19 protein-coding genes and 1 pseudogene are annotated in these 24,139 nt (G+C 42.3%); 17 read left to right on the top strand and 3 right to left on the bottom strand.

The features are described 5' to 3' along the window. The first annotated feature begins 727 nt into the window (after positions 1-727). The 4 genes and pseudogenes from C7Y71_RS02265 to C7Y71_RS11955 all read left to right on the top strand — a co-directional run bounded on the left by C7Y71_RS02265 (position 728) and on the right by C7Y71_RS11955 (position 3,835). A complete protein-coding gene (locus tag C7Y71_RS02265) occupies positions 728-1,054 on the top strand; it encodes a hypothetical protein (RefSeq protein ID WP_111898903.1) in 327 nt (108 codons plus the stop codon). A gap of 99 nt (positions 1,055-1,153) precedes the next feature. Continuing rightward, a complete protein-coding gene (locus C7Y71_RS02260) occupies positions 1,154-1,984 on the top strand; it encodes an SIR2 family protein (protein WP_193215944.1) in 831 nt (276 codons plus the stop codon). Between the two features lie 60 nt (positions 1,985-2,044). Then, a pseudogene (locus tag C7Y71_RS12200) lies at positions 2,045-2,764 on the top strand (leucine-rich repeat domain-containing protein); the annotation flags it as partial. 138 nt (positions 2,765-2,902) lie between these two features. Continuing rightward, positions 2,903-3,835 (top strand): discoidin domain-containing protein, encoded by a 933-nt coding sequence (locus tag C7Y71_RS11955; RefSeq protein WP_226943592.1) that lies wholly within the window; start codon positions 2,903-2,905, stop codon positions 3,833-3,835. Between the two features lie 500 nt (positions 3,836-4,335). Here C7Y71_RS11955 and C7Y71_RS02250 read toward each other — a convergent pair whose 3' ends face one another. Further along, entirely contained in the window at positions 4,336-5,067 is a 732-nt protein-coding gene (locus C7Y71_RS02250) for a nucleotidyltransferase family protein (protein ID WP_111898900.1), read from the bottom strand. 228 nt (positions 5,068-5,295) lie between these two features. Further along, a complete protein-coding gene (gene pheS / locus C7Y71_RS02245; protein ID WP_111898899.1) occupies positions 5,296-6,315 on the bottom strand; it encodes a phenylalanine--tRNA ligase subunit alpha in 1,020 nt (339 codons plus the stop codon). A gap of 108 nt (positions 6,316-6,423) precedes the next feature. On the opposite strand from pheS, the gene murB reads away from it, so the two are divergent. From murB to C7Y71_RS02180, 13 genes are all read left to right on the top strand, one after another. Then, on the top strand, positions 6,424-7,449 hold the full coding sequence (gene murB / locus C7Y71_RS02240) for a UDP-N-acetylmuramate dehydrogenase (protein ID WP_111898898.1): 1,026 nt from the start codon (positions 6,424-6,426) through the stop codon (positions 7,447-7,449). 7 nt (positions 7,450-7,456) lie between these two features. Then, on the top strand, positions 7,457-8,218 hold the full coding sequence (locus C7Y71_RS02235; protein ID WP_111898897.1) for an MBL fold metallo-hydrolase: 762 nt from the start codon (positions 7,457-7,459) through the stop codon (positions 8,216-8,218). A 259-nt stretch (positions 8,219-8,477) separates the two neighbouring features. Next, on the top strand, positions 8,478-10,298 hold the full coding sequence (locus C7Y71_RS02230) for an acyltransferase family protein (RefSeq protein ID WP_111898896.1): 1,821 nt from the start codon (positions 8,478-8,480) through the stop codon (positions 10,296-10,298). A 123-nt stretch (positions 10,299-10,421) separates the two neighbouring features. After that, entirely contained in the window at positions 10,422-10,925 is a 504-nt protein-coding gene (locus C7Y71_RS02225) for a DapH/DapD/GlmU-related protein (protein ID WP_111898895.1), read from the top strand. Between the two features lie 6 nt (positions 10,926-10,931). Continuing rightward, positions 10,932-12,257 carry a hypothetical protein gene (locus C7Y71_RS02220; protein ID WP_146739459.1) on the top strand — a complete coding sequence of 442 codons (1,326 nt, stop codon included), beginning with the start codon at positions 10,932-10,934 and terminating at the stop codon, positions 12,255-12,257. A gap of 35 nt (positions 12,258-12,292) precedes the next feature. Further along, on the top strand, positions 12,293-13,393 hold the full coding sequence (locus C7Y71_RS02215; RefSeq protein WP_111898893.1) for an Mrp/NBP35 family ATP-binding protein: 1,101 nt from the start codon (positions 12,293-12,295) through the stop codon (positions 13,391-13,393). A gap of 15 nt (positions 13,394-13,408) precedes the next feature. Then, a complete protein-coding gene (locus C7Y71_RS02210; protein WP_111898892.1) occupies positions 13,409-16,165 on the top strand; it encodes a DNA gyrase/topoisomerase IV subunit A in 2,757 nt (918 codons plus the stop codon). A gap of 18 nt (positions 16,166-16,183) precedes the next feature. Then, positions 16,184-16,792, top strand: a complete 609-nt coding sequence (locus C7Y71_RS02205) for an L-threonylcarbamoyladenylate synthase (protein ID WP_111898891.1) — start codon at positions 16,184-16,186, stop codon at positions 16,790-16,792. 8 nt (positions 16,793-16,800) lie between these two features. Next, a complete protein-coding gene (locus tag C7Y71_RS02200) occupies positions 16,801-18,579 on the top strand; it encodes a chloride channel protein (protein ID WP_193215943.1) in 1,779 nt (592 codons plus the stop codon). Positions 18,580-19,027: 448 nt separating this feature from the next. Then, positions 19,028-19,690: a fibrobacter succinogenes major paralogous domain-containing protein gene (locus C7Y71_RS02195; protein ID WP_146739458.1), complete on the top strand. Its 663-nt coding sequence runs from the start codon at positions 19,028-19,030 to the stop codon at positions 19,688-19,690. Positions 19,691-19,825: 135 nt separating this feature from the next. Further along, on the top strand, positions 19,826-20,362 hold the full coding sequence (locus C7Y71_RS02190; RefSeq protein WP_111898889.1) for a hypothetical protein: 537 nt from the start codon (positions 19,826-19,828) through the stop codon (positions 20,360-20,362). Between the two features lie 194 nt (positions 20,363-20,556). Continuing rightward, on the top strand, positions 20,557-20,844 hold the full coding sequence (locus tag C7Y71_RS02185; protein ID WP_111898888.1) for a hypothetical protein: 288 nt from the start codon (positions 20,557-20,559) through the stop codon (positions 20,842-20,844). Between the two features lie 91 nt (positions 20,845-20,935). Then, positions 20,936-22,087: an RNA-directed DNA polymerase gene (locus C7Y71_RS02180; protein WP_111898887.1), complete on the top strand. Its 1,152-nt coding sequence runs from the start codon at positions 20,936-20,938 to the stop codon at positions 22,085-22,087. A 206-nt stretch (positions 22,088-22,293) separates the two neighbouring features. Here the strand turns inward: C7Y71_RS02180 and rpsA are convergent, their stop codons facing one another. Continuing rightward, positions 22,294-24,060, bottom strand: coding sequence for a 30S ribosomal protein S1 (gene rpsA, locus C7Y71_RS02175; protein WP_111898886.1), 1,767 nt, complete (start codon positions 24,058-24,060; stop codon positions 22,294-22,296). Between the last annotated feature and the right edge of the window lie 79 nt (positions 24,061-24,139).

Here is a 24,139-nt window from a genome sequence, read left to right as displayed (position 1 = left end):
ATTTTGAATAATTCTAAAACAATTTTCCGGCCATTTCTCGTGCGCAGCACGACTAAGAGAGTGCCCTGAAGGGCAGAAATTAAAGAAAATAGATTCAAAATTAAAGAAAATTCATGGTCACTCGAGCTCTGCTCGCTTGCCCATGTAAGAATTCATGATAATTCATGGTAATTCATGTAAACTTCCTAATCCATTAAGATATGGAGAATTGTCATATAAATTCGCGTCATTCGTGAAATTCGTGGTTAAATAATCAATAATTCATGGTTCTTTTTTATTAACTTTGCCACATCGCAGGGAGAAAACTGCGAACAAGGAAGCGTTTTTTGATTTATCCTCTCTCTGAAATCGCCAATTTCAACAACCGAGGGATCAAGTTTATTAACGCTCATCTGTAGTATATGTTTTCATGGCGCATCCTCGTGCTACGAAGAATTATATACTTACAGCGTGAGGAAGTTGTAACTTAGTTCATTTCGGTAAGGTGTTTGGCGATACCAAGAGAGAATGAACAAACAAATCTTCACGCTTTTCTTGTATCCGTACATTTCAAGACCCTTCAAAGAATAATCGCATCATAGTAAAAACAGAGATACAAACAGAAATGAAAGTAAAATATGACATTTCATACACTGCACAACAACATTCGTACCTTTCATTGTTTCCATGGTACCTAATCTTTTCCAATAAAACTATATTTGTCATACACTAATAATATACAAAGACAATGGAACATTTTTTAAATAATAAAGTACAAACAATCAATGACGTTGATGTTGAAGATTTCTCAAAACAAAAACCTATAAAAGGTAGAAAGCGTATATCCATGCTATTAGGTGCAGGATTTTCTGTACCTTTAGGTTACCCTATGGGCAGTTGTCTAAGTTGTAAGGTTCAACAGTCTATTTGTAATAAGACTATTGCTTTTACTAATGGTATTCTTCATTATGCGAATCCTAATTCGTCACATAGAGATGACCATCAAAAATGTTTTGAATTTTTATTGCCCTTGATGAATGAATATCTTAAAAGCAAAGAAAAATTTGACTATTAGAAATTTTACGATTATTTATCTTCAGGCTGTTATTTTGATGGGGAATTATACACAAACACCCTCAAAAAAGACCTCAATCAAAATATCGAGAAAGAAACCTTGGTAGATTATTTATTGAATATCTATAACCAAATTGTGCAGGACCTTATTAGAGATAGGAAGGGTAGGCAATATTATGAAAACGTAGATTCTGTTCGTTGTGAATTTCAGCAAAACTATAACTGTTTTATAGATTTTATTACATCACTTGTTAAAGATTACATTGTCGATGTACACACATTGAATCACGACTTGCTTTTTGAGTCATTCTCTAACATACTCAATACAGAAGTCAATGATGGTTTTAAAGAGTATGGATCTAAGTATTATGGAGTATTTTGCTGTAACGGTTTTGAGTATACATGCAGACTACAAGCATATACCACTGATAACTATAATCAGGCATCCATCAATTTATACAAACTTCATGGAAGTGTAAATTATGTTCCCTTTTATAAAAAGGGTGTTGATGGGATATCTCGTAAAATTGCTTATCTTAAATCAAATAAAGGCATAAACATCACTCAACTTTATATGGAGGATGAAAATAAAGGAGAATTTATCTATTCTGAATCAGAAAGACATTATGATTTTCTTACAGGAACAACAAAGGCGATTAGATATAATGATTTCTTTTTTCAAGAGTTATTTTGCAATTTCAAGTGTAATCTTAAAAATGCAGAGAAACTGATAATTATAGGCTATGGAGGGAAAGACAAAGAAATCAATAAATATATAGTAGATAATTTTGATTACGAACATAAACCTGTATTTATTGTTGATCCAAAACCAAGCGAGACGCTCATGAACTTTGCCAATAGAATAAATGCCCAAATAATCGAGAAGACAGTTTCTGAAATAGACGGCTCAGATTTTGAAAGTTCCAAATAAATAAACCAAAACTCAAAATAAGATAATCAATAACAACTAATAAACAAATATCAAACGATTATGAAACGATTACTTTTACTGCTATTGCCGTCCATCCTCTGCGGCATACCTATTTCTGCTCACGACATAGAAGTCGATGGCATTTACTATAATTTTAGCAATAATCAAACAGAATTAATAGTAACTTATAGAGGAAGTTCTTATGATGAATATCATGAATATTCAGGTGAAGTAGTTATCCCCGAAGGAATTATAATAGGGAGCAAGACTGTAAAGGTTACAGGCATACGTTCTGATGCTTTCAAAGATTGCCGAGGTTTAACATCTGTAACTATTCCAAACTCTGTAAAGAGTATAGGAGATAGAGCTTTCGCATTATGCAAAAGCCTTACTTCCATTATAATACCCAATTCTGTTACGACCATGGGTCAAAGTGTCTTTTCTAATTGCTCAGGTTTGATATCTGCCAACATTGGAGACTCAGTCACGAGTATAGGAGAGAATGCATTTTATAGTTGCGGTAATCTGAAATCTGTCACTTTAGGAAACTCCGTCAAAACTATAGATTATCATGCTTTCTACGGGTGTAAAAGTTTAACATCAATCGCAATCCCCAACTCAGTAACGACGATAGGAGCTCAAGCTTTTAGAGCTTGCTCAAGTTTGACATCTGTAACTTTTGGAAACTCCGTTGGCTATATAGGTACAGGAGCATTTTATTCTTGCAATGCAATAAGACGTATAGAGTGTTATGCAACATTCCCCCCTAATTGCGCTTCAAATGTTTTTCAAGATATAAATAAGGAGGAATGCAAACTCTATGTGCCTAAAAATAGTATAAGCGCATATCAATCTGCGAGTGAATGGAAGAAATTCTACAGTTTTACTGCTTTACCAGAAGATCCGCTTCTAAAAGATATGCTTGAATTAAGAATAAAGTCCGACTCGCTTATTACATCTTACAATTCAAACAATGGCGGTTCAACTTCAGGTGGTACAATAACCAATAACGTGGATAGTTTATCAAAGGCTGCATTCACTACTCCGCCAACAGGGCTTCTGACATCGGCATCGCAACTCTCTTCTAATGCCAAAGCCACAAATGAAGGGTCGTATGAAGCACTTTTGGATGGCAAACAAACCACATTCTTCCATACGACATGGAGATCTGGTAATGGGGATGCCCCTGATGAAGACCATTATCTGCAAATCGACTTACAAGTGGAGGTGGAACGCATCGCTTTGAAATATGGTGCACGCGGTAGCACTTCAGGTTATGTTAATCCCAAAGATATAACGATTTATGCAACAAACAATGTTAATGGAAGTTGGGAACAAATAACGACGGCGACATTAACGTATGATAGTAATGGTAAAGGCTTGCTTTCGATAGACCTGGGCGGAAAATATCGTTATATACGCATCAGTGTGCAAAACAGCACTTTGGGAAGTTATAGTAACGGCCATGACATTAACGGCCATGCCTATTGGTGCTTGGGAGAACTGCGCATATACAATTTAGGAACGGACTCGCAAGAAGGAACTGGAACAGACCCGCAAGGGAACGATGAAAAACCACAGGTGCCTAAGGAAGTTGTAGAAAACCTGCAAAATTGCATCAATGCAGCGAACTCAGAAATCTATTCGAATGTCGCTACGCAATCCACATACGATGCACTCCTTAGCGCTTATAATACTTTCCTGGGCTATCTGAACGAAAGCACAGACATAGAGCGTGTTCAGATAACTCCATCTGTCGATGTCTGGTTCGATTTACAAGGCAGACGCATCGCAAAACCACAGACCTCCGGCATATACATACATAATGGCAAGAAAGTGTGGGTAAAATAAAGGACATAAGCATCGAACCCATAATCAACGGCTCCTTCAGACAAAAATCTGAACACTAATGAAAATCGAGTAGAAGGAAACCGAAATCCTCCTGCTCGATTTCGTTTTTAAAGAAAATTCATGGGCAATTACATGGGCATACGTGGAGAACTGTTAGCAGTCGATAGTGGATAATTTTTTTGTCGGAACTTTCGTGTCATCGCCCAGCGAAGCGAAGGCAAAAATTCAATATCCGGCGACAAGGTTGGCGTAATTCTTGCTTTGCAAGCGAGTAAACTCGATTACCGCGTCCTCCGCGTTCCAAATAGCTACGTAAAGGAATCAAAAATGAAGGAGTCGCCTAAAAGGCGAGAAATCTTGCAAATCATTACAAATCATACAAAAAAATAATTATCTGAAAATCAATTTGTTAGATTTGATTAGATTTGTGTGATTTCTGCGCGACAGCGCACTCAATTCGTTTTAAGCCTAAAAATTCGTGTTGTTCGTGTAATTTGTGGTTAGATTATTCCTTCCAAGAACGCCTCCGCCTGCTCAAGACTGTCAAGTTTCCCCACGTCAAGCAGCCGCAAGTCTTTCTGAAAATGCCCTTTGATAACGGCTTTGTCGCATACAGAGAGGTAAAAGTCGATGATGGAAAATTTGTCAGGTAAGTCCGTCATCAGTCTGCCCAGGCGAGGTGAGAAGCAGTGAATGCCGGAAAAGGCATATCTGCGGCAACTTGCCACGTCCAAGTCTTTGTAAGGCGTCTTCACTTCGCCTGTGCTGATGTTGGTCCACCCCACAAGGCGGTCTTTGTCATCGAAGAGCAGGTAGCGCGATGTCTGCCGTTCGCTAACGAGCAGAGTGGCATCGTTCTCCTGATGTGAAGCATAGAAGTCCTCGAGCGGTATGTTGCTCAAGATGTCCACGTTATGGATAAGTACAGGTTTGTCCTGACGGCTGAACAGCGGCAGAGCCTTTCGCAGGCCGCCACCCGTGTCGAGCAACCGGTCGCTTTCGTCCGAGATTTTTATGCGAATGCCAAAGTCATGTGTCGCCAGATAATCCACAATCTGCTGTGAGAAATGATGAACATTCACCACTATCTCGTCTGCGCCGGCACCTTTCAATCGTTCAATGGTATGAGCCAGCAAGGGCTTGCCGCACACGGGTACGAGCGCCTTCGGCATACGGTCGGTAAGTGGTTTCAGGCGGGTACCAAGCCCCGCTGCAAATATCATGGCTTGCATAAGATGTCAATTTTAAAAATGAGGGCGTGTCAAAAAGAATTGAGTGCGCTGTCGCGCAGAAATCTTACAAATCTCATCAAATCTTACAAATTGATTATCAGACAATTATTTTATTTGTATAATTTGTAAAGATTTGCAGGATTTCTCGCCTTTAGGCGACTTCTTTAATTTTGACACACCCGCAAAGTGTATTTACGTTGGGCGTATATGTATTAAGCGTAGCAGAGGCTAATGTGCCGCAGTGAACTCGTCGAGGAAACGCACGTCGTTTTCGGAGAACAGGCGGAGGTCGCTCACCTGATACTTCAGGTTCGTGATGCGCTCCACGCCCAATCCGAAGGCGTAGCCTTTGTAAACATTACTGTCGATGCCGTTTGCTTCAAGCACGTTGGGATCCACCATGCCGCAACCCAGAATTTCCACCCAACCGGTGTGCTTGCAGAAACCGCATCCTGTGCCGCCGCAGATGTTGCAACTGATGTCCATCTCTGCGCTTGGCTCCGTGAAGGGGAAATAGGACGGGCGAAGCCTGATTTTCGTGTCAGCACCGAACATCTCGCGCGCAAATGTCAGAAGCACCTGCTTGAGGTCGGTGAAAGACACGTCCTTGTCGATGTACAGGCCTTCAATCTGATGGAAGAAACAGTGTGCGCGTGCCGAGATGGCTTCGTTGCGGTAAACGCGGCCCGGGCAGATTACGCGGATGGGCGGCTCGGTCGTCTCCATCACGCGGCTCTGCACCGAACTTGTGTGTGTGCGGAGAACGATGTCAGGCTGTTGCTCCACGAAGAATGTGTCCTGCATGTCGCGGGCAGGATGGTCAGGCGCAAAGTTGAGTGACGAAAAGACGTGCCAGTCATCTTCCACTTCGGGACCGTCGGCTATGGAGAAACCCAGACGCGAGAAAATGTCGATAATTTCGTTGCGAACCAAAGAGATGGGATGACGAGTGCCCAGGCGAATGGGGTAGGGTGTGCGTGTCAGGTCGAGGTCGCTCTGGTCAGCCTCTTGTGTCGATACAGACTGTTTCAGTCCATTGATCTTGTCCTGTACAGCCGTCTTCAACTCATTGATTTTCATGCCCACCTCGCGTTTCTGGTCGGCTGCCACGTTGCGGAATTCAGACATCAGGTCGTTGATGATGCCCTTTTTGCTCAGGTATTTGATGCGGATGGCCTCAAGTTCCTGTGCATTCGATGCCTTCAAGTCGGAAAGACTATTGAGTACTTCTTGTATTTTTTCTAACATAATATGCTGTAGTTCTTTTTTGAACGCACAAAGGTAAAGAAATATCGCCAAATAGCCGTGCCACTCAACAAAAAACCTTAATTTTGCTTCAAATATTTCTATAAAGGTATGACAATTGAAGAAAACGCATCACTATTGAAGCACAATACGTTCGGAATTGAAGCAAAATCTGCTCTTTTCATTGAATATGCCTCGTTGCAAGAACTCAAAGATGCCATAAGCCGGCTCGCAGATAATCATCCTGAACTCCCGTTGCTACATATAGGCAAAGGAAGTAACTTGCTATTTGTCAATGATTTCAAAGGCTGCATACTTCACAGCGCAGCAAAAAAAGTGGATGTCATTTCCGAACAAGGCGATGAAGTCATCGTAAGAGCGGAAGGGGGAATCACTTGGGACGATTTTGTGGCATATTGTACGAAAGCGGGCTATTATGGATTAGAAAATCTGTCGCTCATACCAGGTGAAGTGGGCGCAGCGGCAGTGCAGAATATCGGCGCATACGGCAGCGAAGTAAAGGATTTTATTGTCAGGGTAAACCTCGTCAATCTCAAAACGGCAGAAGAAACTTCGCTGACGAATGACCAATGCCATTATGCCTACCGGCAGAGTATTTTCAAGAACGAACTCAAAGGGCGATTCGCGGTCTATTCCGTAGATTTTCGTTTGTCAAAATCTTTCCGTCCAAATCTCGACTATGGATCAATACGGCACGAACTCGAAAAAAGGGGTATTGCAGACAATGTGGATGCACAAACCCTTCGTCAGACCATAATCGACATACGACAAGGCAAACTCCCGGAACCCGAAGTGCTTGGCAATGCAGGATCGTTTTTTATGAATCCTGTCGTGCCGCAGGAAAAGTTCGAAGAACTCTTGTCCCAATATCCGGAAATGCCTCATTATCCTGCACCAAACGGTGTGAAAATTCCCGCAGGTTGGATGATTCAGCAATGCGGATGGAAAGGAAAACGACTTGGACCTGCAGGCGTGTATGAAAAGCAGGCACTCGTGCTTGTCAATCATGGCGGAGCGAAAGGAGAAGACATCGTCCGGCTTTGTCAAACCATACAAAAAGACGTCAAGGAACGCTTCGGAACAGACATACACCCCGAAGTCAATTTCATCGGATAGGCAGTATATGAAACTCACTTTTCTCGGAACAGGCACGAGCACAGGAGTGCCCGTGATAGGATGCAAATGTCCTGTATGCACTTCAGCCGATCCGCATGACAAACGACTGCGCTCTTCTGCCATCATCGAAACAGAACAGGATATACGCATACTTATCGACTGCGGACCTGACTTTCGCGAGCAAATGCTGTCTTTACCTTTCAAGCCTATAGATGCCATCCTGCTCACGCACCTGCACTACGACCACATAGCAGGCATCGACGACCTGCGGCCGTTCAATAAATTCGGAACGACACAAATCTATTGCGACAAAACCACCGAAGGGGCACTCCGAAGAATGTACCCCTATTGCTTTGAAGATCCTTTGCGACAAGGCATTCCGCATATCTCCGTCAAACGGGCTATGGCGGGGCAACCGCTAAATATCAAAGGGGTTGAAGTCTTGCCCATAGAAGTCATGCACGGCAAACTGCCCATCCTCGGCTATAGAATCGGCACCATGGCATACATCACCGACATGAAGTCCATCTCGCCCGACAATCTCGCTCTATTGCAAGGCATAAAAACACTCATTATCAACGGTCTGCGATTCACACCGCACCCAACGCACCATACCATACAGGAAGCGGTCAGAATCGCGCAAGAACTAAGTGTAGAACATGCCTACATTACCCACCTCAACCATGATGCCTGCCTGCATGCCGACCAATCAAACCACCTCCCGGAAAACATACTTCTTGCCTACGACGGACAAACTATCTTATGCTGAGTGCAAGGGAATGCCTGGATTATTCCAGAAATGCCTATGATTGATTGAAATTTTTATTGAATTTGTCAACAATACAATAAATTTCCACTAAATTTGCAGTTGTTAAGGGAGTTGGGATTATTAGTATTTGATTTTTAGAAATAAAGATATAATTATAATCTCAATTCTGTAATTTATTCTCGACATTTTCTTATGTCGAACTCACTTTATTTTATGGTTTTAACTCGGTTTTTTGAATAACTTACAGAAATAATACGTCATGGAAAGTTTTAGGCTTAATCATAGGAACGACCTTGATTTGCTAAAGGGAATCGCTATTATTGCAGTTGTTTTATATCACATGGGAATTTCCCGCAGTGGTTATCTTGGTGTTGATGCATTCTTTGTGATTAATGGTTTCTTTATAATGCCAAGAGTTACTAAAGATGTGGCAGATGGAAAGTTCCATTACTTTTCCTTTATGGAGAAACGAATAATGCGTTTGCTCCCATTAATCCTTCTTGCCACAGGTCTATCACTTCTTGTGGGTTATTGGAGCATGTTGCCCGACGATTACGAGAATCTAAGTGAATCTGTTATAGGAACCAACTTGTTTTCAAATAATATACTTGCATCGATAACAACTAAAAATTATTGGGATGTTAGTAATGACTACAAACCTCTGATGCATACATGGTACATAGGTATCCTATTTGAATTCTATTTAACATTACCACTTATTGCGCTGTTTATTAAATGGTTGTGCAAAAAACTTCACATTGACTTTTACAAATATTTCATCATCGCTATTGTAATTCTGTCCTTTATCTCCTTACTACTATATTGTAATCCATCAGCTAAAGTGGGCGAAAAGTTCTACTTACTTCATTATCGTTTCTACGAACTTGCGTCTGGAGGATTAGCTGGTATTTGGATTGCTCGTCAGCGAAAAGGAACTATTTATGAAAATAGAATATTGAGTGCATTAATTTTTATATTTTTAGCACTATTAATGTTTGTGAGCATTATTTATGTTGAAGGACAAACAAGCGAGTATAGCCCTGTAATGGGAATTATAACGAATAATAAAAGCTTAATACCTCAGGAAATTCTCCTGCTTTCAACAGTACTATTAACTATCTTATTTGTTATTTGTAACAACATCAGAAGTCAACTTATTTCTTCATTAATCAATATGAAGATCTTTTGCAAGTTGGGTATAATGAGTTATAGCATTTTCATTTGGCATCAGCCACTATTAGCATTCTATCGATATTCTATTTCTAATGACTTTACAACATTCTTTATTATCGTATTCCTTGTTGTAGTGTTTGTCATATCGTATATCAGTTACCGTTTCGTGGAAAAGAAAGTAAAAATAAATAAGAGAAGTAGAGTCATCGCCATTTTTGCATTCACGATTATTAATGGCGTTGCTTTTGCGATATTTATGCACGCAGGAGTCGTTCGTGATGTTCCAGAATTAAATGTTCAAATGAACAACGTACATCGTAATATGCATGCAGATTACGTAGACCGTATATATGCTTATGACAAAGATTTTCCATTAAACAACGGCAAGACGAACGTCGTTGTTATTGGGCACAGTTTTGCTCGTGATTGGGGAAACATTTTGCTCGAATCAGAAATGGCAGATAAGATAAATTTGTCTTACATATATAAGATTGACAGCATATATATTCCACGCATTAGTCATGCTGATTATATTTTTATCTTTGATTGGAAGCATAATGTTCCTAAGTATATTTGGGACAACATAAAGCCCAATGCTGATGTGTGGGGAATTGGTACAAAGAATTTTGGTGAGAGCAATGGTATTATGTATAAGAATCGTTATCGTCCTGACTATTTCAAACAGACCATTAAGATAAAACCGACTTACTTCTTGATAAATAATCTTATGAAAAAAGAATGGGGAGACAAATATATTGATTTACTAAGTTTGTCTGTTGTGGATGATGGTAGAGTTGTAGTTTTCTCAGATGACCATAAATTTATGAGTCAAGACACTCGGCATCTTTCTGAAGGAGGCGCTAAATATTTTGCAAAAAAGATTGACTTTAAAACCATTTTCAAGTAAGTTTTTACGAATACAATTAAGAGTGTTTTTCTCTATGCACCATATTTAGCGATTTTGTACTATCTTTGTACGATGTATTTTTGTGTACTTTCAACAACTGAAAAGGAATAACAGAAGCATTAAATGAGCATAATAGGCAGACTGCGCGATTATATTAAAAATATCATACATTTTGGAAAGAATCAACATGTCCATTTTGGCAAGAACGTCAGCATCAGAGGGCATGTTGAGTTTGGTAAGATAATTAGCCTCGACAATAACGTAGAAGTCCGGAACCTGACAGATTCTGTCTCCACAATAGGCAATAATGTTTCAATAAACAGGAATTCTGTGCTGAGGGGCAAATTCAGCATAGGAAACAACGTTGCAATAGCGCCAAATTGCATGATAATCGGTGCCAACCATAATTTTTCTGACATAAACATCCCCATAAAGCAACAGGGCGTTACCAACAAAGGCATCACTATCTCAGATGATGTCTGGATTGGTGCAAATTGCGTTGTACTTGATGGTGTTACCATAGGCAGAGGAGTGGTCATAGGAGCAGGATCCGTGGTAACTAAGGATGTGCCCGAATATTCTGTGGCGGTAGGAAATCCATGTCGTGTGATAAAAAAAAGAAATTGAAGTAGCATGTTAGGAAATCTCATAATATTACTTTTAGCATTTGTCATAGGTTTTGTCATCTTTGAACTTTTAAGTTTCAGAAGTGAAGGCAGGGCAGACATGCGTAAATTATTCTGCGTACTCTTTTTTGCAGGCGCTGCGTATTTATTGGCATGCTATACATATATGGAACTGAACGGTTTCAAATGGCTTTTCTCGTTCGACTCCATAAACTACTATGTGCCATACGTGGAAGAGTTCGTCAGGTATTCCAATGGAAGCATATCTAAGGTATTCAAGGATATCTTTACAGACTATGAAATCCTGAGTCAGGACATACCTGCCTATTGGCTCTACACAGTACCCTGGGCAATGTTAGGGCAATCGGTAGGCGCAGACATATATTTCAGCATACAGGTATCAATACTGTTCCTGTACCCCTTTGTGGGTATCATGATTTTCAAGTTGTTTCAGCGCTTCAATATCCATAAAAAAGCGTTGAAATACACACTGCTGATTTGTCTCTTCTCCATTGTTTTCTATTATTCATCTATTATCCTTCGAGACTTCCATATACTTCTGCTGTATCTTATTGCTATAAATATATCGTTATCAGAGAAGCAGAATTACATACGGCTCATTCTATTGATAATTACTATAGTCATCACCATATTGTTCCGTGTGGAATCCGGATTGTTCCTGGCATTGTGCATACCGGTCTATCTTTTCGCCACAAAACTTAAAAACAAATATCAGATTGCCATAAGTGCCTTTGCGGGACTTTTTATTGTAGGCTATTTCTTTAATTATTTCAGTCAGATACAAGAAATATACGATACCAACCACGAGGTGTATCTTGTTGAAGTAGAGACAAGTTCCGGCATCGTCAACAGGCTTAACAGTATTCCCGTGATAGGAAATTTCTTGTCCATTTTTTACAATGCGTGTCAACCTCTTCCGTTTTGGAGCGTTTTGCAACCTGTGGTAACAGTTAAGTATGGAGCAGAAGCGCGTAACATCATGGCATTCCCAAGAGTGTTCTCCGCGTTCTTCAACGTCTGGACTGTTGTAATATTGAGCGGATTGGCATTCAATCGTAAACTATCTGCATTTTTTAAGTCAGACATCCGTTTTTCGGTTAAGATGCAAGTCATCATAGGCGTACTCTTCCTGTATATGCAATCGACCGTCATGACGCAAAGGCGACTCATGGGATATTATTGTTTGTATTATGTCCTGGCATTCGCCATATATTCACAGATGAACTCAAAATTGCGTCATCAATATAATATGATTGCGGTAGTTTTGTTCGTGTCCTTGCAGATTTTCGGAGCAATATTCTTGAATTCATAAACAACTTTGATAATAGTTTTCTCATTCATATCAAAATGACATTATACCCACAACTCATCATAGATACTTTGTCAAAGGTTAGATACCCGGGCACCAAGAAAAGCATTATAGAGTCGGAAATGCTTGAGGACGACATTCGTATTGATGGCATGAATGTCAGTTTTTCACTGATTTTCGAAAGAAGTACAGACCCGTTTCTCAAGTCAACCGTAAAAGCGGCAGAGGCTGCAATTCACGCATATATAAACAAAGAAGTCAACGTTACGATAAACACGAAGATTAAGCATCCCCAAAAGGTACAAGAAGAAGAAAAAGCACTGCCCGGCGTGAAAAATATCATAGCAGTTAGTAGCGGTAAGGGGGGAGTAGGTAAGAGTACCGTTGCCAGCAATCTGGCAGTAGCACTCGCAGGTCTTGGCTACAAGGTCGGTCTCCTTGACGCTGATATCTTCGGGCCAAGCGTGCCAAAGATGTTCCACTTGGAAGGAGAGCCCATCTACGCTGAAGAAATTGATGGAAAGCAAATGATGATTCCCGCTCTGAAATACGGTGTGGAACTGTTAAGCATCGGGTTCTTTATAAAGACAGAAGCGGCTGCACTGTGGCGTGGTGCTATGGCATCAAATGCCTTGAAGCAACTCATCGAGGAAGTGAAATGGGGAGAACTCGATTATTTTATCATAGACACGCCCCCCGGCACGAGCGACATACACCTGACACTTCTGCAAACACTTGCAATCACAGGTACTGTCATTGTTTCAACGCCTCAGCAAGTTGCTCTGGCTGATGCAAGAAAAGGGATTGACATGTACCGAAACGAAAAGGTCAATGTGCCTATACTCGGACTTGTTGAGAACATGGCATGGTTTACACCGGCAGAACTGCCACAGAATAAATACTACCTTTTCGGACGTGAAGGAGTGAAACAACTGGCAGAAGAAATGAACGTACCTCTATTAGGACAAATTCCGATAGTACAGAGCATTTGCGATAGCGGAGACAACGGAGAACCCGTTGCAGCAAATCCCCAGACAATGACAGGCATTGCTTTCCGCAATTTGGCAGAACAAGTAGTAAAACAAATAGAAAAAAGAAATCTGCAACAACCACCTACTGTTGCAGTCAAAACACAATAATCCAGTCATATTGCTATGAGCGACGAAAATAAAGATAAACCATTGGAAGAGGCGCAGGGCCTGAATGGAGAGGAAAAATTGCAGGAAAACCTTGATGAGGTAAATACTAACCAACGCAGACCCTCATTTCGTCCGGGTGATTCTGCCGATGGTGTGCGGCATCAACTCACAGGCATGTATCAAGATTGGTTTCTGGACTATGCCTCCTACGTCATTCTGGAACGCGCTGTGCCACACCTGAGCGATGGTTTCAAGCCTGTTCAGAGGCGCATCATGCACTCAATGAAGCGTTTGGACGACGGCAGATATAATAAAGTGGCAAACATTGTAGGCCATACGATGCAGTTCCATCCGCACGGAGATGCCTCAATAGGCGATGCCCTGGTTCAGATGGGACAAAAAGACCTGCTCGTTGATTGTCAGGGAAACTGGGGAAACATACTGACAGGTGATTCTGCAGCAGCACCGCGATACATCGAAGCGCGACTCTCAAAATTTGCACTCGATGTGCTTTTCAACCCAAAAACGACAGAATGGAAACTCTCCTACGACGGCAGAAATAAAGAACCCATCACGTTGCCGGTTAAGTTCCCGTTATTGTTGGCGCAGGGAGCAGAAGGCATCGCAGTAGGACTTTCGGCAAAAATACTGCCGCACAATTTGGGAGAAATATGCGATGCGGCAATTCAGTATCTTAACGGAGAAGATTTTCAAATCTACCCGGACTTCCTGACCGGAGGAAGTATTGATGTAAGAAATTATAATGACGGACTGCGAGGAGGGCAAGTAAAAGTACGTGCCAAAATCGAAAAACTCGATGCTAAAACATTGGTTATAAATGAAATACCTTTCGGAAAAACAACCACAACCGTCATCGACTCTATACTGAAAGCCAACGAGAAAGGTAAGATAAAAATCAGAAAGGTGGATGATAACACTGCGGCAGATGTTGAAATACAGATTCAACTTGCACCGGGAACGAGTTCTGACAAGACCATCGATGCCCTCTACGCATTCACCGACTGCGAAATATCAATCTCGCCTAATTGCTGCGTCATCGACGACAAGAAGCCAAAATTCATGACTGTGAGCGATGTCCTGAAGGCAAGTGTTGACAGGACTAAGGAATTGCTCAGGAAAGAATTGCTGATACGCAGAGGTGAATTGATCGAAAGTCTGCATTATGCATCGCTCGAAAGAATATTTATTGAAGAACGAATCTATAAAGGCCGTCCTTTCGAAGAAGCAAAGAATATGGATGCTGCATGCGAATATGTGGACGAAAGATTAACGCCGTTCTATCCGGACATGGTGCGCGAAGTTACAAAAGATGACATCCTGCGGCTCATGGAAATTAAGATGGCAAGAATCCTGCGCTTCAACAAAGACAAGGCAGAAGAGGCTATCATGCGAATGAAGGACGAAATTGCGCGCATAGACAAGGACCTCAAGAATATGGTAGAGGTAACCGGAAACTGGTTCCGCCTGATTAAGGAAAAATATGCTGCAGACCATCCCCGGCGCACTGAAATAAGGTCGTTCGATACCATCATAGCAACGAAGGTCATTGAAGCCAACCAAAAACTATATATCAACAGAGAAGAAGGTTTTATAGGTACAGGACTCAAAAAAGACGAATTTGTAGAAAATTGCAGTAGCATCGACAATGTCATTATCTTCTATAAGGATGGTACCTACAAGGTGGTTAGGGTGGCAGACAAAGTGTTTGTGGGAGAAACAGAACGTTCAAAAAACGAGAAGAAGAAAACAGAAATCCTGCATATTGCCGTTTTTAAGAAATCCGACACACGAACAATCTACAATGTGGTGTACCAGGATGGCAAGAACGGGCCATATTACATGAAGCGCTTCAACGTAACAAGTATCACCCAAGATCGTGAATATGACGTCACACAAGGCAAGCCCGGAAGTAAAATCGTCTATTTCACGGCAAATCCTAATGGCGAAGCAGAAGTAATAAAGGTAACGCTAAAACCACAACCAAAACTGAGAAAAATCTTCTTCGACCAGGATTTCAGCAAACTGATGGTAAAGGGCAGGGGAGTAAGAGGAAATCTCCTGACCAAAAACCCCGTCTATCGCATACAGTTGAAGGCACACGGAGGAAGTACGCTCGGAGGAAGGAAAGTGTGGTTCGACCATGATGTGCAACGACTTAATTTCGATGAGCATGGACAATATCTTGGAGAATTCCAGAGCGATGACCTCATCCTCGTCGTTCTCAAAAATGGGGATTTCTATACCACCAATTTCGACCCGAACAATCATTACGAGCAAAACATCTTGATGATAAGAAAATTTGATGATGCTCAGGTTTTCAGTGCCGCATTGTACGACGCTTCCCAGAGCAATTATCTCTATATCAAACGTTTCTGTTTTGAGAAGGCGGCTGCAACACGCCATCAGAACCTCCTTGGAGAGAATGAAGAGTCAAGATTGTTGCTACTTTCAGAACAAGTGTATCCTCGTTTCTTGATAACTTACGGTGGGGCAGACGATTTCCGTGAACCACTTGAAATAGACGTGGACAGTTTTATTGCTGTCAAGGGCTTCAAGGCAAAGGGCAAACGTGTTACTACATGTGAAATATCCAAAGTCGAAGAGTTAGAACCTCTTCGTTTCCCAGATCCCGAATCAGAACCCGAAGAAACAGAACAAGAACAAGAGCAGGAAGTCGTTGAGTTGGAAGACAACAGAAGCCGTACTGAAATAGAAGACGAATTGACCGGACAAGGTACCTTTGATTTCTAAAAATAAGACATCACCAACATGAGTCGTTCCATATATTCAGACAAGGAAAAAGCATTGCTCGCTTCTTATCGTGAGGACATATCCAAGGCCGTAGAAGTGATGAACGCAGGAGGTGTCATACTCTATCCCACAGACACCATCTGGGGCATAGGATGCGACGCCGCAAACGCAGAAGCGGTAAAGCGGGTGTTTGAAATAAAGCGAAGAAGTGATGCCAAGTCGCTGATTTGCCTGATCGACTCTGACGCCAAACTGCAATTCTATCTGAATCAAGTGCCGGAAGTGGCATGGGAACTGCTCGATGTGGCTGACAAACCATTGACAATTATCTTTGATGGCGCAAGAAATCTGGCTCCGAATGTCGTTGCAGAAGATGGATCTGTTGCGCTTCGGATAACAAGAGAATTGTTCAGCAAACAACTGTGTTTCAGAATGAAGCGTGCTATAGTCTCTACTTCAGCGAATATCAGTGGCATGCCCGCACCTCAATGCTTTTCAGAAATAAGCGATGATATCCTTTCTGCTGTAGATTATGTTTGCGCGTCTCGTCGCAATGAAAAACGTAGATGTCAGCCGTCGGGCATTATCAAATTGGGATCGGGTGGAGAAGTAAAAATCATAAGATAGAACAGAAAATGCAGAAAACCTCGAACAGATTTGCTGAGTGGTGCGAAAAACACCTGTCGTCACGGCAATACGTTATGATGCTCAGCTTTTTTGCAGGCATACTTTCTGCCTTGGCTGCGTGGGCACTGAAAAGTCTCATCGAATTGATACAGCATTTTCTGACTTCGGAGTTTGACGTAACAAAATCTAATTGGCTATTCTTGATTTACCCCATCATAGGTATAGCACTCTCGGCATTGTTCATAAAGTATATCGTTCGCGATGACATCAGCCACGGAGTAACAAAAATCCTGCACGCCATCTCAAGAAGGCAAGGACATCTCAAGCGGCACAACACATGGTCAAGCCTGATAGCATCGGCACTGACTATCGGTTTCGGAGGATCTGTCGGTGCAGAGTCGCCAATAGCACTGACAGGATCTGCCATAGGAAGCAACCTCGGCAGCGCGTTCAAGATGGACCACAAGACGACAATGCTTCTTGTGGGATGCGGAGCAAGCGGGGCTGTGGCAGCCATTTTCAAAGCACCCATAGCAGGGCTGGTCTTTACCCTTGAAGTGCTCATGGTCGATCTCACTATGGCATCATTGCTGCCGTTGCTGGTATCATGCCTGACCGCTACATGCGTTACGTATGCGCTCTCCGGAAGTCTTACAACAGGCACGATGTTTACTTTTGAGGCACATCTTGACTTCGAAATGATAGATCTCGTGTCTATTATTCTGCTCGGCATCTTCTGCGGACTCATTTCCCTCTATTTTACGAGGATGATGAATTGGTTTGAGCAGAAATTTGCCAAACTGAAAAATATGTATCTGCGAATTGCTGTCGGAGGTTGTTTGCTGTCGGTCATGATATATTTCTTTCCGTCATTGTATGGAGAAGGATACAATACAATAGGATTGCTCTTGCAAGGTGAAGCAGACAAGGTGCTCAATAATTCATTTTTATACGGACATTCAGAATACCTCTTGCTTTACCTCGGGATGATTCTCCTTCTGAAAGTCTTTGCCTCAACTGCAACGAACGGCGGAGGTGGATGTGGCGGTACTTTCGCGCCAAGTCTTTTCTTGGGATGTATCGGAGGATTCTTTTTCGCAAGTCTTTGGAATAAATACAATATTCTCGATGCACCGACACCCGTAACCTATTATGCGTTGCTGGGTATGTCTGGCGTTATGAGCGGCGTGTTCCACGCACCTCTGACAGGCGTGTTCCTGATTGCTGAACTAACGGGAGGCTATGAACTTTTTATACCGCTGATGATTGTCAGCGTAGCCTCATATCTCACAATCATCTCGTTCGAACCACATAGCATTTATGCCATGCGTCTGGCAAGAAAAGGACAACTGATTACCCACAACAAGGACAACTCCATTCTGACCTTGATGTCGCTCGACGCAGTCATCGACAAGACTGCACCCAGATTGACACCTGACATGCCGATGCAGCAGATGGTACAGGTCATCTCACGTTCAACGGAATATATGTTCGCCGTTACCGACAGAGCAGGAACACTGCATGGTATCATCAATATAAACAACCTGCGACACCTCATGTATCGCAGTGAGCTTTACCGTCAATATATCGTAGAGCAACTCATGGAACAACCCGTAGCAGTGTTGCATACCGACACCACCGTTGCAAATGTGATGGACACCTTCGATGATACAGGAGCAACAAAACTCCCTGTGGTGAACGCTGAAAACAACTTCGTAGGTTTTATCTCCAAAAACAACCTATATGCATCCTACAGAAAGCTGATGAAAGACTTCTCGGAAGAATAAATCTATTTATTGGTGTTCGCTAATTTTTTCAATGCTCAAAAAGTTTGTGCGGACACCAATAATTATTTATAGAAAAAGATTTGGATGATTTGTGTGATTTGCATGATTTCTCGTGCGAAGCACGACTAAAGGAAGACATTGACGTAGCTAAAATGCCGAAAGGTTCGCGTAATCCATCGAGCGAAGCAATTATAAAATTCGCGAAATTTCTTATCACGCGATGATAAATCCCATAAGGCTTCGCGCAATTAGCGTAATTCTTGCAGTAGCAAGCGAGCAGAGCTCGGTTACGCGTCATTCGCGGTCAAAAAAATAACCTGGCGGATAAATGGACAAAATGGATGAAATAAAAACTCGCATTAAATATTGGTCGATATCAACAAAAATTCTATATTTGCCAAATACAATATCAACTATTTCCGATTATAAACAATTAAAAATCAATGATATGAAAAAGATAGTATTTTTCTTAATGGTCGCTATAACGACTTCCTTCTTGCCTCTTACGCTTTCAGCACAAAACGGTATGGATCATGGTCACCGTTATATCGACCTCGGCTTGCCCAGTGGCACAAAATGGGCAGATTGCAACATTGGTGCGAAAACAAGGACGAATTATGGCTATTATTATGCTTGGGGCGAAACATCAAGAAAAACTAAATACGATTGGGATAGCTATAAGTTTGGCAGTGATAAACTTACAAAATATTGTACAGATTCAGACTATGGTGAAGATGGCTTCACAGATGATAAGGAAGAGTTAGACCTTTCAGATGACGTAGCTCGTAAACTCTGGGGCGGTAAATGGCGGATACCATCCGATGAACAATTCGAAGAACTCATCGAACACACCAAGCACAGATGGACCAAAATCAATGGTGTGAAAGGTATGCTCTTCACAGGACGTAATGGTCATTCCATCTTCCTTCCCGCTGCGGGCCACCGCTACGGCACGTCGCTATACGACGCAGGTTCTGGCGCCAATTATTGGTCGCGTACGCTTAACGCAGACAGCCCGGACTACGCGTACTGCCTGTACTTCTACTCGGACGGTGTGTACGTCACCCATTTACCGCAACTACGGACACACTGTACGGCCCGTGCGTTCTAAGAACTGAAGTGCATCCTTCCCAATGCCCCACAACACACAGATTTGAGACTGTTCTTCTTTGTGGGGCGCACCCCAGAGGCTTTAGCCTCGCGCCCCAACGGAGAAGAATAGGCTCAAATCTTCAAAGAAAAAATAATGGCAAGTATTAAAGAAGTTGTTCAATTTGAGAGAGAGCGCACAAAGGACGCGACACAATGTCATCGTGTCCACTTGTGGCACGAGGGAAGTTTTATGCGCGCCTACGACTGGAGCGCATGGCTCATGTGTCGTTTTGTTCATGAGTTCAAGGCTACAAAACGTCAATTCAAGGATATCGATGCTCCTGTGGTTTACATCGGTTTTCCAAAGACGAGCCTGCAGAAATTTGTTCCTGATGGTTGTGTGCCAAAAGACGTGGAGGACAAGCACACGGTCATCGACTTGCCTATTGATGTAACAAATGATGTATTAGAAACCATGCGTGCAGAATATGCACAATGGGTGGAGAAACAGCCTCTCAGTACATCGCAACAAAAAGAAAAATCAACGTCACGACAATCGGAAGCTATTTCTCCCTCTTCTATTTCAGAAGTGATGCACACCATCATGTCCTTTCCCGTAGAGAGCAAATCGCCCATCGACTGCATGATGTTCCTTGCAGAAATCAAGGCACATCTTGCTCGCTTGATTTGATATAAATAATTTATAAGGATGCACCCCAGCAAATTGGAGCTGGTCAGTTCATAGGCAGCCTGTCTTTGGGGCTTCAATAGCTTCTGAGAAAAACTAAGTGATGCAACGCGGCTCATGCCTATAATGATTGAGTATAAATAAATCAAGATAGGATAGTTCCGCATTGCATCTTTCCAGATGGCTGCCGAAAAGGTTTGTTCCTTCCCGCTGCGGGCAACCGCAACGGCACGTCGCTCAACAACGCAGGTTCTAACGCCAAATATTGGTCGCGTACGCTTAACGCAGACAACCCGAACAACGCGTACAACCTGAACTTCAACTCGGACGATGTGAACGTCAACAACAACCGCAACAACGGACACACTGTACGGCCCGTGCGTTCTAAGCACTTACCTCTTCACAAGAAGGGTGTGCATCCCTTTTATTTATACTATCAAAATATAAGTGCCTCTGACGAGGCAGAAATCATACAAATCTCATAAATAGAAACAAGATTTTGTAAAATTTTGTAAGATTTGAAAGATTTCTCGCGAAGCGACTAAAAGGACCTGCTAAGTTATAAAAATCTCTACTATGAATCGCGAACAATTGTTGTCCGACCTAACCCGTGCTTTCTATGATGCCAGTCGCCATAAACGCAATAAACCCTATCAACGCTTGTTCGCCGCCAGATTGGATAAGAATTTAGAAGCACTTTGCGACGAACTGATTAACCGCACCTACAAACCTCTCCCCAGCACATGCTTCTTGATTAACGATCCCAAACTCCGAGAAGTCTTTGCTGCCAACTTTCGCGACCGCATCGTGCACCATCTTTACTACAATTATACACACGAGTGGCTTGAACGTACATTTATCTACGACAGTTATTCGTGCATAAAAGGGCGAGGCACGCATTTTGGTATAGACCGTTTGGAGCACCACATCCTATGCGAAAGCCAAAACTACTCCCAACGTTGCTATGTACTAAAGATGGACATCAAAGGCTACTTTATGCACATCAATCGGCAGCGACTATTGGATATCACACTTCGTCAACTAAGAAGACTGCGCCAAAATTTTGGTAGTTCACTTCTCGACTTTCTTGAATACCTCTCTCGTGAGATTATTTTGCTCAATCCAACGGATGGATGCATTATGAAAGGTAATAGGGCAGAGTGGCTACATCTGCCCAAAGAGAAAAGCCTTTTCTGTAGTCCTCTTGGTTGCGGACTGCCCATTGGCAATCTTACCAGTCAACTTTTCAGTAATGTTTTTCTGAATGAATTAGACCAATACATGAAGCGAGAACTGAAATGTAAGCATTATGGTCGCTATGTAGATGACTTCTACGTGGTGTCTTGCGATAGAGATTTTCTGAGAAGTCTGATACCCCGTGTGCGCTATTTTCTCTTGCAAAATTTGAATCTTTATCTTCATGAAGGAAAAGTGAGGATATATAACGCGTCTTTCGGTGTAGATTTTCTTGGTGCCTACCTAAAACCCTATCGACGCTATGTAAATAACCCAACTTTGCATCGCATAAAGAAAAAACTCCCTTTGGTAGAGCACGAAACCTGTCCAAAACACATTCAAGCACGACTAAACAGTTGGCTCGGCATCATGGGGCATTATAGTAGCACACACCTGCAAAGAAAGCTTTTCCTCCCTATGCGTACCCCATGGCAATATGGACGCTTTGTTGAAAAACGGAGCAAGTTGAAATATGTGTTGAAAGAAGCCTAACTGAAAATCTCATTTTTTCAAGTTAAAACTATTGACAAAGTAAGGAAAAAGGTTTAGCGAATACCAACAGTCTTATTTACTCAGGTAAACCATTCACCTTTTAAAGTCTGAATAGCCGATTAACATATACAAGCACAAAAGAAAGGAGATAAGTTCCCATAGAAAACTTATCTCCTTAATTCTTTAACTAATAGGATGGGGGATTTTTATTCTCCCTTTTCCATTTGCGCTTTCAATTCTGCCAAAGCATCATTGTCGCCAAGAGATTGAGCGGCAGTTTGGTTCTGAACTGCGGGTGCATCCTTCTTTGGTGCGGGCTTGCGTGTGCGTGCAGCACGTGCAGGCTCTTCGTAAGTGCGGCTGTGAGAGAGGATGATGCGCTTGCTGTCCTTGTTGAATTCCAATACCTTGAAAGGAAGTTTCTCTTCAAGTTGAGCCTTGCTGCCATCTTCTTTTACGAGATGCTTGGGAGTAGCGAAGCCTTCAACACCGTATTCAAGTTGTACGACAGCACCCTTGTCCATCAGTTCGGTGATGGTACCTTCATGAACGCTACCTTCTGTAAATACGTTTTCAAACTGATCCCAAGGATTTTCTTCCAACTGTTTGTGACCGAGGCTCAAGCGACGGTTGTCGATGTCGATTTCAAGAACGATAACTTCAAGAGGCTCGCCAACCTTTGTGAATTCGCTGGGGTGCTTAATCTTTCTTGTCCAAGAAAGGTCGCTGATGTGTACCAGTCCGTCAACACCTTCTTCAAGTTCTACAAACACACCGAAATTGGTGAAGTTGCGAACCTTTGCAGTGTGCTTCGAACCGATGGGGTATCTTGCTTCGATTTCTTTCCAGGGATCATCCTTCAGTTGCTTCATGCCAAGCGACATCTTGCGGTCTTCGCGATCGAGAGTAAGGATAACGGCTTCTACGTCGTCGCCTACTTTCAGGAAGTCCTGAGCACTGCGGAGGTGTTGGCTCCAACTCATCTCGCTTACATGAATCAAGCCTTCTACACCGGGAGCGATTTCTACAAATGCACCGTAATCTGTCAGAACGACTACTTTGCCCTGAACCTTGTCGCCTACCTTCAGGTCAGCATCAAGGGCTTCCCATGGATGCGGCTGAAGTTGTTTCAGACCAAGTGCGATGCGCTTCTTTTCTTCATCGAAGTCGAGAATAACTACGTTCAGTTTCTGGTCGAGTTCAACGATTTCATGAGGATCGTTCACGCGGCTCCAACTCAGGTCGGTAATGTGGATAAGGCCATCTACACCGCCAAGGTCGATAAAGACACCATAAGACGTGATGTTCTTGACTGTTCCTTCGAGTACCTGACCCTTCTGAAGTTTCGACATAATCTCCTGCTTCTGGGCTTCGAGTTCAGCCTCAATCAAAGCCTTGTGAGATACAACTATGTTGCGATATTCCTGATTGATTTTAACAATCTGGAATTCCATAGTCTTTTCTACAAATACATCGTAATCGCGGATAGGCTTAACGTCAATCTGTGAACCGGGCAAGAATGCCTCGATGCCAAATACATCGACAATCATACCACCCTTAGTGCGGCACTTGATGAAGCCTTTAACGATTTCTTTGTTTTCTAATGCTGCGTTTACACGTTCCCAAGACTTGGCAGCACGTGCCTTCTTGTGGGAGAGAACCAACTGTCCTTTTTTGTCTTCCTGGTTCTCTACATATACCTCTACAGTATCACCAACTTTGAGCTCAGGATTGTAGCGGAATTCGGAAGCAGCGATAATGCCATCGCTCTTTGACTGAATGCTTACGGTTACTTCGCGCTTGTTGATGGCAACTACTTTACCCTCTACTACCTCATTCTCCTGAACGCGGCCAAGAGTGGTATCATATTTCTGCTCATCAGCAGTGGAATTTGCACCGCTTTCGGTGGTGCCGTTTTCGAATGCATCCCAGTCAAAATCAGACAGAGGAGCAATGTTCTTTAAGTTCTCCATTTAATAATAAATGAGTTTTTGTTAAAAAGTTAGACAATATGTGAATTAAAACGCCGCAAAATTACAAACAATTCGGCTA

The sequence above is a fragment of the Pseudoprevotella muciniphila genome, from assembly GCF_003265305.2.
GTDB classification, from domain to species: domain Bacteria; phylum Bacteroidota; class Bacteroidia; order Bacteroidales; family Bacteroidaceae; genus Alloprevotella; species Alloprevotella muciniphila.
Note: the sequence above shows the minus strand (reverse complement) of the source record. Positions and strands in the feature narration are given on the sequence as shown.